Here is a 14,688-nt window from a genome sequence, read left to right on the forward strand (position 1 = left end):
GTCAGCGGTCGAACGCCTTGCGGATGCGGCCGCGGGCCAGGAACATGCCGCCGCTCAGGAGTGCCAGGGCGCTGATGAGGGCGAGGCCGCCCACACCGTTCGACTCGGTCTCGCGGGTGGTGACCGCCGCGGCCAGCTCGGCCTGCGGCGCCTTCTCCCGCTCGGAGGCCTGTGCGGAGGTCTGCTCGGGGGCCTTCTCAGGAGCCTGCTCGGGAGCCTTCTTGGCGACCTGCGCGGGAGCGGCCGGGGTCTCGGGCCTCTCGTCCTTCTTCTCGGTCTTCTCCTCCGCGGTCACGACCGGGGGCGTGGCCGGCTTGGCGTCCTTGCGGGACCAGGCGCCGGTGGAGAAGGCGACGGGGTGGTTCTTCTTGCCCACGCCGGGGCCCCACTTGGTGATGACGTACTCGATCTTGATGTGGCCCTGGCCGCCGACGCCATCGACGGTCAGCGAGCTGGAGTTGAACTTGCCGCCGGTCAGCGAGGCGAAGGTCTTGGCGTCGAGGTCGAGCATGATGCCCCTGTTCGAGGGGACCCCGGGGCCGCGGTCGCCGACGAAGAACGGCTCCTTCTTGCCCTTGTAGATGACGTAGCCCTCGGTCAGGAGGGGCCAGCTCGGGCTGGCGGCCAGGCCCTTCTGCATGGGCTTGCCGGAGGCGGGAAGACCGGTGTCGCCGTTGCGGCCGGAGGCGTCGTCCCAGTAGTAGGAGGCGGTGGTGGAGCCCTTGAGAAGGGGCTTCTTCTCGGAGAAGTCATCCGCGTGTGCGGTTGCGCCGGTGCTGAGGGTGACCGCGCCGATGACGGCGACGGAGGCGAGCATGGTGAAAGAACGCATGCCAAAGCGGGAAGACATGAAGAAGAGAAGTCCTTTGTGCGGGGACAGGGGAAATGCGCTCGTCAAAGGGGCGTAGCCGGGCACAAAGCCGAACGGACGCTACGCGAAAGCGCGGGGGGAAAGCCTGGGGAAGGGGCCGCTCAGTAGGCGGCGGGTGAAACTACGCGGAATGGGGGTTCATCGCGGTGGTGCATGAAAAGATCAGTCCTCTCCATCGCGCCTACCGGGTTAGCTGACGGGTTCGGGCGTGGAGATGCCCTACCGACGCGTACGTCGGATTCACCCCAAGGAACATTGGTTCCCCGGTTCCCGTGGGTACGGGATTCGGCGCCAGCCGGCCGCCTCTTCCTGGTGAAGGGTCGGGTCGCCAACTGGTAACGCTTAGGACTGTAAGTGCCAAAGACGGCAAAAGCAAAACAATCGCCATGAAACGGGCGAAGATCTACCTAAGAAGGTCAAGAAAAAGGGGGGTACGGCCAAGCCGTACCCCCTCAGAACGCCGGCTCAGCCGCCGCTCTTGCGCCGGAACGAACGCTTGCTGGCAGCAGGGCCGTGTGCGCCGTGGATCTTTGACTGATCCGTGCCCCTGCCACCCGCACCCGAGTCGGAGTGCTGATTGCGCTTACGCTCCAGGGCCTCCCGGAACTTGCGCTTCATCTCGTCCTCGGGAGTTTCGCTGACTTCCGGCTCCGGTGTTTCCGCCATGAGGACCTCCTGGTGTTGGGGACCACAACAGCTTCGCACGACGGCCGACCTGACGCGAAACCGGGCACCGCGTCAGCCCAGCCTGGCCAGCTCCTCCGCGGTGAGCTCCAGGTCGGCGGCGGCCAGCGAGTCGAGGATCGTCGCCGGGCGGCTGGAGCCGGGGATCGGGATCATCACCGGGCTCCTGGCCAGCTCCCACGCCAGGCAGACCCGCTGCGGCGAGACCCCGCGCTCGGCCGCGACCTCCCCGAAGGCGGCGTGGCGGCGGCCGAGGCGGCCGACGTGGTTCATGCCCCCCAGCGGCTCCCACGGCAGGAACGCCACGCCGATCTCCTCGCAGACGTCCACCTCCGGCTCACTGCCCCGGAAGCTCGGCGAGTACTGGTTCTGCACGCTCACCAGCCGCCCGCCGAGGATCTCGTTGGCCTGCCTGATCTGGACCGGGTTGGCGTTGGAGATCCCGGCCATCCGGATCTTCCCGGCGTCGAGCAGGTCCACGAGCGTGCCGATCGACTCCTCGTACGGCACCGCCGGGTCCGGCCGGTGATGCTGGTAAAGCCCGATCGACTCGACGCCCAGCGCCTTGAGCGAGCGGTCGCAGGCCTGCTTCAGGTATTCAGGCCGGCCGTCCACGTCCCAGCGTCCGCGCGGCCGGGTGTGCCCGCCCTTGGTGGCCACCAGCACCGCGTCCTTGTCGCCGCCCCAGCTCGCCAGCGCCTTGGCCACGATGCGCTCGTTGTGCCCGACCTCGGCCTCCGTCGGCGTGTAGGCGTCGGCGGTGTCGATCAGCGTGATCCCGGCGTCCAGGGCCGCGTGGATGGTCCTGATCGACTGCTCCTCGTCGGGCATGTGGCCCTCCACCGACATCGGCATCGCGCCGAGCCCGATGGCGCTCACACTCGTCTGACCGATCAGTCGTGTCTGCATGCGTCCATGGTCATACATTCCGGCCGCTGAGTCGCCGTGGTCACCGTGAACAGGCCGACCTTCTCCCGCCTGCTGACGACGTCGGCGTACCCGGCCTCGACGGCCCAGGTGTGCAGCTGCTCGGCCGAGCGGCACTTCATCACCCACAGCCGCCCGTCGCGGTTGGGCAGCACGTTGGCGATGAACTCCAGCTGCGGGTGGCGGGTCTGCGTGGTGAAGATCAGTACGCCGTCGTGGGCGAGCAGGTCGCGCAGCCTGGCCAGGGACTTCCTGATCGTCTCGTCGTCCAGGATCAGCTCGTACAGCCCGCTGACCACGATGATGTCGGCCGGCCGGTCCAGCGGCTCGGGGTCGAAGGCGTCGCCGCGCTCGTGGCGGACGTTCGCCAGGCCGCGTTCCTTGGCCAGTTCCCTGCCCAGGCGCAGGCCGTCGGCGGCCAGGTCACGGCAGACCACTTCGACCTCGGGCTGCTCCCTGGCGACGTCCTGCAGGTAGCGGCCGGGGCCTGCGGCCACGTCGAGGATCAGCGCGCGGCCCGCCCTGGCGGAGACCTCGTCCCTGATGACCTCCTTGAGCAGGTCTCGGCGGGCGCGGATGGCCCGCCAGCCGACCGAGTTCAGGTAGATCCGGTCGAGGGGCCAGCCGTGGGCCTTGTTGACGTAGACGTAGTCGAGCATGGTGCCGCTGTCGAAGCCGTGGCGGTAGCCGATGCGGATGCCGCGGCTGGTACGGCCGGCGGTGCGCATCAGGAGCCGCATAAGTGCCCACTTCATGAAATTTCACCCTTCGGGAGTGGTCGGGAGCTGTCGGGAGCGCAGGAGGTGGTGCGCCGTCTCCAGGTCGGACACGGGCGGCAGGAAACGGACCGTCACCGGGGCGCGGCTCAGGCGGCCGTGCACCGGCAGCACCCGGCCGGTCCCCTCCAGCAGGACCGGGACGATCGGAACGCCGGCCGCCTCGGCCAGCCGCGCCGCGCCGCCGTGGAAGTCGCCGACGCGGCCGTCGCGCGAGCGGGTGCCCTCCGGGTAGACGACCAGGACCCGGCCCTGGTCCAGCAGCCGTACGGCTGCCGCCAGGTCTCTGGAGCCGCCGCCGCCCCGCCGTACCGGGAAGCCGGAGACCAGCGTCCGGCAGACCAGCGCCCGCGCCCGGTTGGCGAACCAGTAGTCGGCGGCGGCGGCCACGGACGGACGCAGCCGCGCGGGCAGCGCGGCCAGCAGGGCGGCGGTGTCGGCGTGGGAGCAGTGGTTGGCGACCACGACGCACGGCCCGCCCGGCACCGGCCCCTCGACGGCCAGGCCGCCGCTGCAGGCGAAGGCGGTACGCCACAGCCGCCGCCGCATCGCGGCCCCGAACCTCACGGCAGCACCACCACGACGGCCAGCGCCACGAGCAGCGAGTCCACGCGGTCCAGCAGGCCGCCGAAGCCGGGCAGCCAGGTGCCCGCGTCCTTGACCCCGGCGCCCCGCTTGAGCATCGACTCCAGCAGGTCGCCGATCGGCGCTCCGATGGCCACGGCCAGCGCGGTGACCGGGGTGAGCTCGCCCAGCAGGAACAGGACCGTCAGGCCGCCCGCGGCGCCGCCGGCGACCCCGCCCCAGGTCTTGGCCGGTGACAGCGGCGACAGTGCGGGCCCGCCCAGGAGCCTGCCGCCGCACCAGGCGCAGACGTCGGCGAGCGCGACGGCCAGGACGAGGGCGAACGCGGTCGCCGGGGCGAGCGTGGCCAGGGCGCTCAGCGGCGCGATCCAGAGCAGTCCGAAGACCGAGTACGCGGCCCGCCTGCCGCCGTCCTCGGCGTCGCCGCCGAGCACCGGGACGAGGACGAGCGCCAGCAGCAGCAACGGGCCCGCGGCGAGCGGCGAGGGCAGGAACGGCAGCACGGCGGCGGCGCCGGCGAGGATCAGGGCCTCCGGCGGGCGCAGCCGGACCAGCCGGGCGTACTCGGCGGCGCACACGACGCCGAGCGCCGCGGCCAGCGCCGCCGCGCCGACCGGACCGGCCAGCAGCGCCAGCGTCACCACCGGGGCGGCCACGGCCCAGGTCAGCCAGCGCTGGACGAGCTCGCGCCGGTGCGAGATCCACACGGCCACGCCGCTGGCGCCGAGCGCGCCGGCCAGGAAGGGAGCGGTCTCGAGTATCACGCCAGTTCCTTTCCGATGCGCGCCAGCCGTACCACAGCGGTGATCGCCGAGCCGGCGGCGAGCACGATCAGCCACGGCGCCCAGCCCGTGAGGGCGAAGGCGACCAGCAGCACGCAGCGCTCGGTCTTGCCCACGGGGCCGCCCTGCGCGCGCCGCGCCCCCGCGGCGGCACCGGCCAGCGCGACCCACGACGGCAGGGTGGCCGCCAGCGCCGCGCTCGCCACGAGCGCGGGCGGGGCCAGGACGAGGCAGCCGGCGAGCACGGCCAGTTCGGCCAGGCGGTCGCCCAGCTCGTTGACGACGGCGCCGAACCGGGTGGCGCGCCCGCTCTCGCGGGCGACGCCGCCGTCGAGGTTGGCGCAGGCCAGCCGGGCGGCCAGGAGCAGCGCGACGGCGAGCGCGGCGAGCGGCCCTGGAGAAGCGGTCGCCAGTACGGCTCCCGCCGCGGCCGCGAAGGCGACCCCGGCGGCGGTGATGACCCACGGGGGTACCTCGCGGGCGACCAGGAGGGCGCGCACGCCACCCAGCCGGGCGGCGTACCAGGGCTTGAGTGCGTAGAGGCCGTTCATGTGACCAGGTTCTGGCCTGGAGGCGGGCCGACACATGGGGCTTTAAGCGCATATGAGGTGAGTAGCCCTACTCAACCCGTCAAAGGATCGAACGTTCTTGAGGTTGTGGTGGAACTTCGCCGGATATGAGGCTCAACATGACCCGCCGACCGATTGGTGCGATATGAACCCCATGCGCATCCTGGGCCAGGATCTGGCGCTGGACCTCGGAGCAGCCAGCACCCAGATCTACGCCAGGAAGCGCGGCATCGTCATCAACGAACCCTCACTCGTCGTCCGCTGCGCCACCACCGGCAAGGTGATCGGCTACGGCGCCGACACCCCGGCGGGCACCGGCCCCGAGCCCGTCGCGATCCGGCCCGTCGTCGGCGGCGTCCCCGCCGACGTGGACCTGACCACGCGCATGATCCGGCACTTCCTGCGCAAGGTGCACGGCCATCCGTTCTCCCGGCCGCGCATGGTCATCGCGCTGCCCGCCGACAGCACGGGCTTCGCCGGCAACGCCCTGCGCGACCTGGCCTTCCAGGCCGAGGCGCGGCGCGTCTACCTCGTCCACCACGGCCTGGCCGCCGCGCTGGGCGCCGGGCTGCCGGTCAGGGAGGCGGCCGGGAACATGATCATCGACATCGGCCGCGACACCACCAGGATCGCCGTCGTCTCGTGCGCCAGCGTCGTGCACGCCGCCACCGTCCAGTCCGGCGGCGCCGACGTCAACCGGGCCATCGTCGCCCAGGTCAAGCACGACCACGGCCTCGACATCACCGAGCAGTCCGCCGAGGTGGCCAAGCGCGGCATCGGCTCGGCCTGGCGGCCCGTGACCCGGACGGCGAGCGTGCGGGGCGTCGACCGCTCCGGCCGGGCCGGCATCGTGGCGATCTCCGCCGGGCAGGTGTACGAGGCCACCCGGCAGACCGTCAGCATGATCGTACGAGCCGCCCGTGAGGTCATCGAGCGCTGCTCCCCCGACCTGGCCGCCGACGTGGCCGACCGGGGCGCGGTGCTGACCGGCGGCGGCGCGCTCATGCGCGGACTGGCGCGGCGGCTGCGGCTCGAACTGGAGGTGCCGGTCCAGCGGGCCGAGCGCCCGGTCGAGACGGTCGCGCTCGGCCTCGGCCGCTGCGTGGACGACATCGGCCGGATCAGCAAGGACACGCTGATGCACCCGTAAGGTCGAAGGATGGACGAAACGCCGCACCTCGGCCTGCTCGGCCCGGTCCGCGCGCGGCGCGGGCCGGTCGAGCTCGACCTGGGCTCGCCCAAGCAGCGGCTGCTGCTGGCCGCCCTGGTCCTGGCCGAGGGCCGCACGCTCGGCCGTGACCAGCTCATCGACGTGCTGTGGGCGGACGACCCGCCCGCCACCGCCCGCAACGTCCTGCGGACCTACGCCTCCCGGCTGCGCGGCGTGCTCGGCCGGGAGGCGCTGGTGTCCGTCGGATCCGGTTACCGGCTCGGCCAGGTCTCCACCGATCTGGCGGAGTTCGAGCGGCTGCGGGACGCCGGGCGGCTGCCCGAGGCGCTGGCCCTGTGGCGGGGTGAGGCGCTGGCCGACCTGCCCGGCCCTTACGCCGAGGCCAGGCGGGCCGCGCTGGAGGAGGAGCGGCTGGCGGTGCTGGAGCGGCGGCTGGCCGCCGACCTGGAGTCCGGGATGGAGGTGACCGGCGAGCTGAGCGCGCTGGTGGCCGCGTACCCGCTGCGGGAGGGCGTGCGCGCCCTGCTGATGCGGGCGCTGTACCGGGCCGGGCGGCAGTCGGAGGCGATCGGGGTCTTCACCGAGGCGCGCCGCGTCCTGGACGAGGAGCTGGGAGTCGAGCCGTCGTCCGAACTCGCCGACGTCTACCAGCAGGTCATCACGGGCTCACTTCCCACCGGACCGCTTCCTTCCGGTACGGCAGGCCCGCTCCCTGCCCAGTTGCCGGGGGACATTCCCGACTTCACCGGGCGGCGGGCGGCCGTGGAGGCGGTCGAGGAACTCCTGCGGACCGGTGTGGTGGCGATCTCCGGGCTCGGCGGCGTCGGGAAGACGGCGCTGGCCGTCCACGTGGCCCACCGGGTCAGGGAGCGCTACCCCGACGGCCAGCTCCACGTGGACCTGCGCGGCGCCGGCGCGGACCCGGCCGACCCCGCCCTGGTGCTCGAACGTTTCCTCGACGCCCTCGGCGCCGGGCGCGTCCCGCCCGGCCCGGATGAACGGGCCGCCCTGCTGCGCACGCTCACCGTGGACAGGCGGGTGCTGTTCCTGCTGGACAACGCGGCCTCGGCGGCCCAGGTCCGGCCGCTGCTGCCGTCCGGGCCGGGCAGCGGGGTGCTGGTCACCAGCCGCGCCCGGCTGTCCGACCTCATCGGCGCCCGGCACGTGGACCTGGACGTGCTGACGGAACGCGAGGCCGTCGCCCTGTTCACCGCGGTCGCCCGGGTTCCTTCCGGGCGGACGGCCGCGCGGGTGGTGGAGGCGTGCGGGTACCTGCCGCTGGCGGTGCGGGTGGCCGGAGCGCGGCTGGCTGCCCGGCCCCGGTGGAGCGTCGAGGACCTGCTGGCCCGGCTGTCCGCGCAGCGCCTGGGTGAGCTGCGGGTGGGGGATCTGGGGGTGGAGGCGTCGTTCGCGCTGAGCTATGACCAGCTCGGGGAGGAGCTGGCCAGGGGGTTTCGGCGGCTGGCCGTACCCGACAGCGCCGAACTGACCGTGGAGCTGGCGGCGGCGGTGCTCGGCCGCGACGCGCGGGAAGCCGAGCGGACCTGCGAGGAGCTCGTGGACCTCAGCCTGCTGGAGTCGGCCGCCGCCGGTCGCTACCGCTACCACGACCTGCTGCGGGACTTCGCGCTCGCCCGCACGCCCGAGGCGGAGCGGCGCGCGGCGCTCGCCACCGTGCAGGCGAGCTGGCTGGCGGCCGTCACCGGCGCCGCGGAACGTGCCATGACCGATCCCGGCGCCCGCGACCTGCTGCTGGAGGAGGCGTCGTGCCTGGCCGCCATGGACCGGCGCCACCGCGGCGCGCCCGACCCCGAGCTGACGGTGGGCAGCACGCTCGTGGTGGCCCGCGCGCTGGCCCTGGTGGGGGCGCTCGACCCGCCGCCCGCCGACCCCTTCTCCCCCGCCGACCCCAGGATCGCCTACGCCCGCGGCCTGCTCGCCCTCGGCCTGTCGGAGGCCGGAACGCACGAGGTCGTCCACGGCAAGGCCGCCCTGGAGGCCGCCCTGGCCGCGCTCGGGCGTTGAAGACGGATTCCATCGTTCTTCAACACCCGCCCTCCAGGCTGTTCCCCATGACCGGTATCGAAGGATTCACCTACCAGCGCGTCCCCGTCGACGGGGACGTCTCGCTCAACGTGGCCGTCGGCGGCTCCGGCTCGCCGATCGTGCTCCTGCACGGCTTTCCGCAGACCCATCTCATCTGGCGGCACGTCGCCCCCGCCCTCGCCGCCGGCCATCAGGTGATCGTCCCCGACCTGCGCGGGTACGGCGCCAGCGACAAGCCGGCCGACCTCGACGGGCAGACCTACTCCAAGCGGCGCATGGCTCAGGACGTCGTCAACCTGGCCCGTGCGCTCGGGCACGACCGGTTCGCCCTGGCCGGGCACGACCGGGGCGGGCTCGTCGCCTTCCGCGCAGGGCTGGACCATCCGGACGCGATCACCCATCTGGCGCCGATCGACATGCTGCCCACGCTGGACATGTGGGAGGTCATGAACGGGGTGGCGGCCGCGGTCGGGTTCCACCTCTACCTGATGGCGCAGCCGCCCGGGTTGCCGGAACGGCTGATCGCCGCGGCGCCCGACGAGTTCTTCGGGCACTTTCTCGACACGTGGGTGCTCCGGGCCGAGGCGATCCCCGCCGACGTGCGGGCGGAGTACCTGCGGGCCTCGCGCGAGGCCGTGACCTCGATCGTGGCCGACTACCGGGCCAGCGCCGGGGTCGACCGTGAGCATGATCTGGCCGATCGGGCGGCGGGGCGGCGGCTGGGCATGCCGGTGACCGTACTGCAGCAGGACTGGGGTGCCGTGCTGCCCTACGACGCCGTCGCGCTCTGGGGCGCCTGGGCGCCGGACCTTGAGCATCGCACGATCACCAGCGGGCATTTCGTCGCCGAAGAGGACCCTGAGCTGGTGCTCAAGGCCCTCCGCGACCTGTTGTCCCGTACGTGAGGTGTGCTATCCGGCGCTCGCGGTCCAGGCGGCGGCCTGGGCCGCGGCGAGTGCGGCCAGGCCGCCGCCGTCGACGTTGTAGTCGAGAACGTGCAGGCCCAGGGCCGAGTGGGAGGAACGGATGCCGTCCAGCCCGTCCACCTGCAGCCAGTCGAGCCTGCCCTTGCTGGTGTCGGTGCGCGCGCACCTTCCCGTGGCCAGGTCCGCGTACGCCGCGAAGCCCGTCGGATGCGCGGTCGGCGTGAAGTTGAGCAGCAGGCTGAGCGAACCGGCCGGCGCCAGCAGGTTCCCCCTGAGGAGCTTCTTGGTCGGCATGTAGGGGCGCATGGGTGTGGTCGCGTCGGCGGGTCCACCGGCCAGGACGGCGGCCGGGTTCACGCACAGGACGCGGTGAGCCGGGTCCGGCGCGCGGCCGAAGGCGACCGTCTCCTCATGGCCCGGCTGCAGATCGGCCGAGTTGAACGCCACCACGCAGCCGACCGGCATGGGGGCCTGGCTGCTGGGCCGTTCACACGCCGGCAGGTGCTGGAACGTCGAGACCGGGTCCGAGCCGCCCCCGGACGGCGCATTGACCGGCACCCTGACCTCGGCGCCGACGATGTAGGCGGCTACCAGGCTCTTCGTGTTGGCCGCGTTGCCGTCGAACTCCTCCTGCAGCAGGCGGGCCAGGTGAAAGGCGCCCTGCGAGTGGCCGAGCAGGATGACACCGCGCCGCTTGCCGGTGGCAGGGTCGATGTTGTCGGTGGTCCAGTACTGGCGGAAGGCCTGCTTCAGGTCCTGGTACGCGGTCTCGAAGTGCGGCGGGATGATGGCGCCCAGCAGGTAGCCGGTGAGGGCGACCTGGCGGTAGAGCGGCACGAACACCCGGCAGTTGCTCGTCAGGCGGCCCATCTGCGTCAGCGTGACGGCGGCCTCGCTCTCCCTGGCTACCGGCGGGTTGCCGCCTAGCAGGAGGAGCGGGTTGGCCAGCAGGTTGACGGTGGGGTAGGCGTAGAAGCAGTCCACCTTCGGGGACTGGGGTGGGGGTAGCGGTTCGTTCGTCGTGGTGCCGTCGGGGCGGATGACGGTGGCGTCCAGGCCGACCTGGTGGCCGTCCGGGTACCTGCCGGTGATCACGGGGTCGGTGGGGTTGCCGGCGGCATCCTGGCCACAGGGGTTGGCCGCCTTGCCGGGACGGCACAACCACACGGGCTGGGCCAGCGGCCCGGTCAGCAAATCCTTGGCCGCCTCCTCCGCGGCCAGTCCTTCCACGGCCTCGCCGTCCCCGGGCGTGCTGCCCGTGGGCGTCCCATCCTTGGGCGCCCCATCCCTGGGCGACCCGCCCCGGGGGGATCCATTCCTGAGCGCGCCATCACCGGGCGTCTGGGCCCCGGGTGTCCCATCCCCGGGCGCCCCATCCTTGGGTGCCCCGGCCCCGGGCCACCCATCCCCCGGTGTCCCAGCCCCGGACGTCTCGTTCGCAGGTATGCCGTTCGTGGCCCGGCCGTCCCCTGCCGGTCCGTCTGTGGCCTTGCCCTCCACAGGCGTGCCCCTCACAGGCGTCCCGTTCACAAGCGCGAACTTCACGGGGGTGCCGTTCGCAGGGGTGCCGTTCGGGGTTGTGCTGTTCTGGCCAGACAGGGTGAGGGCGGTCCCGGTCTGGTCGGACGGGGCGAGGGTGGTGGTTGAAGGTGGGGTGGTGTGGGCGGCGGCCGGGGTGGTCGCGGTTAAGCACGCTGCCGTGATCAGGCAGGCGGCGGACAGTACGGCGGTGCGTCTGCGCATGCGCTGCTCCAAAAAACCTACCGACTGATTGGTAGCCTCACCGTAGGGCCCGCGAATCACCCCGTCAACGGCCTCGGCAAATGCCTACCAATTGATCGGTAGTTTTTGTTAGCCTCGCCGTACTGCGCGCCCTGACCGCGAAAGGAAACGCATGACAGACAACCCTCTCGACCGGCTCACCCTCGCCGAGCGAGCCGCGCTCACCTCCGGCGAGTCGCTCTGGCGCACCCAGGCGATCGAGCGGGCCGGGATACCGTCGATCACGCTCAGCGACGGGCCGCACGGCGTACGCCGCCAGCCGGACGACGGCGACCATCTGGGAGTCGGGCACAGTACGCCCGCCACCTGCTTCCCGCCCGCCGTGGCGCTCGGCTCCTCCTGGGACCCGGAGCTCGTGCGCAGGGTGGGCGAGGCGCTCGGCCGGGAGTCGCGTGCCATGGACGTGCAGGTACTGCTCGGCCCCGGCGTCAACATCAAGCGCTCCCCGCTGTGCGGCCGCAACTTCGAGTACTTCTCCGAGGACCCGCGCCTGTCCGGCGTGCTCGGCGCCGCGCTCGTCCTCGGCATCCAGTCGCAGGGTGTCGGCGCCGCCGTCAAGCACTTCGCGGCCAACAACCAGGAGACCGACCGCATGCGCGTCAGCGCCGAGGTCGACGAACGCACCCTGCGCGAGATCTACCTCCCCGCCTTCCAGCACGTCGTCACCGTTGCGAAGCCGTGGATGGTGATGAGCGCGTACAACCGGGTCAACGGCGTGTACGCCTCCGAACATCCGTGGCTGCTCACCGAGGTGCTGCGCGAGGAGTGGGGCTTCCGTGGCGTCGTCGTGTCCGACTGGGGCGCGGTCGACGACCGGGTGGCGGCGCTGTGGGCCGGCCTGGACCTGGAGATGCCGACCTCCGGCCGGGCCTCCGACGCTTCGGTGGTCAAGGCGGTCGAGGCCGGCGCGCTCGACCAGGAGCTGCTGGACGCCTCCGCCGCCCGCGTCCTAGCGCTGGTCGCGCGGGCCCAGCCCGGTGAGGGGACGTTCGACGCCGGCGCGCACCACCGGCTGGCGCGCGAGGTGGCGGGTCAGTGCGCCGTGTTGCTGAAGAACGACGGGGTGCTGCCTCTGGGGTTCCAGGATTCGGTGGCGGTGGTGGGCGAACTCGCGCGTACCCCCCGATATCAGGGGGCGGGCAGCTCCCACATCGTGCCCACGCGGCTGGACGACGTGCTCACCGAGATGCGCGCGCTGGCCGGGCGGGAGCTGGAGTACGCGCCCGGATACCGGCTGGGCGACGCCGGCCGTTCCCCCGAGCTGGAGGAGGAGGCGCGGGCCGTCGCGGCGCGCCCCGCGACCACGGTCGTCTGCCTCGGGCTGCCGCCGGAGGACGAGGGTGAGGGATACGACCGTACGCATCTGGAGCTTCCGGACAATCAGCGCGCGTTGCTCGACGTCGTGGCCGCCACGGGGACGCGGGTGGTCGTCGTGCTGTCCAACGGCGGCGTGGTCCGGGTCGCGGACTGGGAGGGGGCGGCCTCGGCCGTACTGGAAGGATGGTTGCTCGGACAGGCCGGCGGCGGCGCGATCGCCGACATCCTCTACGGCGAGGTCAACCCGTCCGGGCGCCTGGCCGAGACCATCCCGCTGCGCCTGGAGGACACCGCCTCCTACCTCGACTTCCCCGGCGAACTCGGCACCGTCCGCTACACCGAGGGCGTCTTCGTCGGCTACCGCTACCACGACGCGCTCGACGCGCCGGTCAGCTACCCGTTCGGGCACGGCCTGTCTTACACCGAGTTCGGCTACTCCGACCTCGATGTCCACACGCGCGGCTCCGGCGAGGAACTCGTCGTCCGCGTCAGCGTCCGCATCACCAACCTCGGCGACCGGGCCGGTCAGGAGGTGGCGCAGGTCTACGTCGCCGCCCCCGGCCACGACGTCCGCCGCCCCGCCCGCGAACTGCGCGCCTTCCGAAAAGTCCCCCTGGAGCCGGGTGCCTCCACGACCGTGCGCTTCTATCTCGCCTTCCGGGACTTCGCCTACTTCCATCCGGTACGGCGCCGCTGGACCATCGACCCGGGCACCGCCACCATCCACGTCGGCGCTTCTTCCCGGGACCTGCGGGTGGCGGCCACGGTGGCGATGGAGGGCACCAAACAGCCTCTACCGGCGGCCATCACGCCTGATTCGCCTTTGGCTGATTGGCTGGCGGCGCCGGGTGGGCTGGATGTGCTGCAACGGGAGATGCGACCGCCTGCCGAGACCGGGCAGTCGCACTCGCGGTTTCTCACCGAGCCGGCTCTGCGGATGGCGGGATCGGTGCCGGTACGGCGGCTTGCCCGGTTTCCTGGGGCCTATCTGGATCCGGAGCGGTTGGACAAGCTGGCTGACGAGGTGAATGAGCGGGCGGGCTGGTGAAACCGTTCCCCTGGTGAGGCCCCCGCCCGAAGCCGCACGCACCGTAAGGTCCCTGCCTCTGAAGCCGCGCACACCGTGAGACCGCCGCCCCCAAGGCCGCACACACCGTGAAACCGCCGCCCCGATGCCGCACGGACTTGAGATCGCTGTCCCGGTGGCCGCTCGCCTTTCGAGACCGCTGCATCTACGCGGCTCGATCGGCGAGTCGATGCCCCGGAGCGCAGGCTCCGTGAGATGGCTGCCTCCTTGGCAGCCTGCCCTGTGACATCGCCGCCCCACGACCCCCCGGTCGCCGCCCCACGACCGCTCGGTCGGCGACCCACTGCCCGCGAAGTCGCATGCACCCTGAGACAGCTGCCCCCAAGAGCCGCTTGCGTGGTGAGTCCGCTCCTCACACGGCGTTCTCCGCGTGAGCCGGAGCGGCGGCGTGGGTTTGTTCGGCTCGGGCCGGTGCCGCAAAGCGGCCCGACCGGCACGTCCGGAACCGGGTGACCGGGGCCGGGCGGTGAGGGAGCCGGTCGGGCACATACTCGGCGGGGATCACCCGGTAATGGAGTCCAGATAGGCGTCAAGCGCTCCAAGCAGGTCGAAGTCCGACTCGATGAGCCACTGGATCTGCAGACCATCGAGCACGGCGATCAGCAACGGCCCGTTCACCGGCCGGGTGATCTCCCCGTTGGCACGGGCCTTGGCCAGCGTGGCCGAGAACAGCTCCCGGCTCGTCCGGTACCGCTTGACGAAGAAGTCATGCGCGGGATGCCCAGGATCGGTGGCCTCCGCCGAAAGCGTCACAAACAACCGCATAACCCCGGGGTCGGCCATATTCCGCACCATCAACTCGCGAACAGCCAGCCGAAAACTCCCCAGCTCAGCCCACGTCTGCTCGAACCAGGGGACGTCCATGTCGGTCCGCTGCTGAAGCACCTCGGCCAGCAACTCTTCCTTGGACGGAAAGTAGTGCAGCACCCCAGCCAGCGTCAGCCCGACCTCCGCCGCCACATCCCGCATTGACGCGCCCCGGTAACCACGGACGCTGAAGAGCTCTCGGGCCGCCTGAAGGATCTGCATCCTCCGCGCGATCCCCACGGCGTACGGTCGTTTCGACGGCATACTCGCCACCCTAACAAATCAACCAACCGATAGGTCGTTTTTACCTCCCAGCACCGCCCACCACAACTCCCGCAGGGCCGGCACGCGCATCTCG

At 72.0% G+C, this 14,688-nt stretch carries 13 protein-coding genes and 1 riboswitch; of the genes, 4 read left to right on the forward strand and 9 right to left on the reverse strand.

The window, feature by feature from the left end; genetic code table 11:
- Position 1 precedes the first annotated feature (1 nt).
- The 7 genes from ACFWY5_RS01115 to ACFWY5_RS01145 form a co-directional block, all read right to left on the reverse strand.
- Complete coding sequence (locus tag ACFWY5_RS01115; RefSeq protein WP_379610419.1) at positions 2-832, reverse strand: hypothetical protein; 831 nt, start codon at positions 830-832, stop codon at positions 2-4.
- A 202-nt stretch (positions 833-1,034) separates the two neighbouring features.
- A riboswitch (cyclic di-AMP (ydaO/yuaA leader) is annotated at positions 1,035-1,172 on the reverse strand.
- Positions 1,173-1,336: 164 nt separating this feature from the next.
- Positions 1,337-1,537 (reverse strand): DUF5302 domain-containing protein, encoded by a 201-nt coding sequence (locus tag ACFWY5_RS01120; protein WP_184960130.1) that lies wholly within the window; start codon positions 1,535-1,537, stop codon positions 1,337-1,339.
- A gap of 72 nt (positions 1,538-1,609) precedes the next feature.
- Complete coding sequence (locus tag ACFWY5_RS01125) at positions 1,610-2,464, reverse strand: aldo/keto reductase (protein WP_379630216.1); 855 nt, start codon at positions 2,462-2,464, stop codon at positions 1,610-1,612.
- Complete coding sequence (locus ACFWY5_RS01130) at positions 2,449-3,237, reverse strand: class I SAM-dependent methyltransferase family protein (protein WP_379630217.1); 789 nt, start codon at positions 3,235-3,237, stop codon at positions 2,449-2,451. The genes ACFWY5_RS01125 and ACFWY5_RS01130 overlap by 16 nt, the downstream gene beginning before the upstream one ends.
- Positions 3,238-3,243: 6 nt before the next feature.
- A complete protein-coding gene (locus ACFWY5_RS01135; RefSeq protein WP_379630218.1) occupies positions 3,244-3,825 on the reverse strand; it encodes a lysophospholipid acyltransferase family protein in 582 nt (193 codons plus the stop codon).
- Positions 3,822-4,607, reverse strand: a complete 786-nt coding sequence (locus ACFWY5_RS01140; RefSeq protein ID WP_379610423.1) for a phosphatidate cytidylyltransferase — start codon at positions 4,605-4,607, stop codon at positions 3,822-3,824. The genes ACFWY5_RS01135 and ACFWY5_RS01140 overlap by 4 nt, the downstream gene beginning before the upstream one ends.
- Entirely contained in the window at positions 4,604-5,176 is a 573-nt protein-coding gene (locus ACFWY5_RS01145) for a CDP-alcohol phosphatidyltransferase family protein (protein ID WP_379630219.1), read from the reverse strand. The genes ACFWY5_RS01140 and ACFWY5_RS01145 overlap by 4 nt, the downstream gene beginning before the upstream one ends.
- A gap of 163 nt (positions 5,177-5,339) precedes the next feature.
- Here ACFWY5_RS01145 and ACFWY5_RS01150 point away from each other — a divergent pair, with 163 nt between their 5' ends.
- Genes ACFWY5_RS01150 through ACFWY5_RS01160 form a run of 3 tightly spaced genes read left to right on the forward strand, consistent with a single transcriptional unit; the run spans position 5,340 to position 9,316 of the window.
- Entirely contained in the window at positions 5,340-6,344 is a 1,005-nt protein-coding gene (locus ACFWY5_RS01150; protein ID WP_379610425.1) for a rod shape-determining protein, read from the forward strand.
- A gap of 9 nt (positions 6,345-6,353) precedes the next feature.
- Positions 6,354-8,390, forward strand: a complete 2,037-nt coding sequence (locus ACFWY5_RS01155; RefSeq protein WP_379630220.1) for a BTAD domain-containing putative transcriptional regulator — start codon at positions 6,354-6,356, stop codon at positions 8,388-8,390.
- 47 nt (positions 8,391-8,437) lie between these two features.
- Positions 8,438-9,316, forward strand: coding sequence for an alpha/beta fold hydrolase (locus tag ACFWY5_RS01160; protein WP_379630221.1), 879 nt, complete (start codon positions 8,438-8,440; stop codon positions 9,314-9,316).
- Positions 9,317-9,322: 6 nt separating this feature from the next.
- Here ACFWY5_RS01160 and ACFWY5_RS01165 read toward each other — a convergent pair whose 3' ends face one another.
- Entirely contained in the window at positions 9,323-10,567 is a 1,245-nt protein-coding gene (locus tag ACFWY5_RS01165; RefSeq protein WP_379630222.1) for a DUF3089 domain-containing protein, read from the reverse strand.
- A gap of 664 nt (positions 10,568-11,231) precedes the next feature.
- Here ACFWY5_RS01165 and ACFWY5_RS01170 point away from each other — a divergent pair.
- Entirely contained in the window at positions 11,232-13,484 is a 2,253-nt protein-coding gene (locus ACFWY5_RS01170; RefSeq protein WP_379630223.1) for a glycoside hydrolase family 3 C-terminal domain-containing protein, read from the forward strand.
- Positions 13,485-14,024: 540 nt separating this feature from the next.
- On the opposite strand, the gene ACFWY5_RS01175 is transcribed toward ACFWY5_RS01170, so the two are convergent.
- Complete coding sequence (locus tag ACFWY5_RS01175) at positions 14,025-14,552, reverse strand: TetR/AcrR family transcriptional regulator (protein WP_379610431.1); 528 nt, start codon at positions 14,550-14,552, stop codon at positions 14,025-14,027.
- Positions 14,553-14,688: the final 136 nt, after the last annotated feature.

Source organism: Nonomuraea sp. NPDC059007, from assembly GCF_042740555.1.
In the GTDB taxonomy this organism is placed as follows: domain Bacteria; phylum Actinomycetota; class Actinomycetes; order Streptosporangiales; family Streptosporangiaceae; genus Nonomuraea.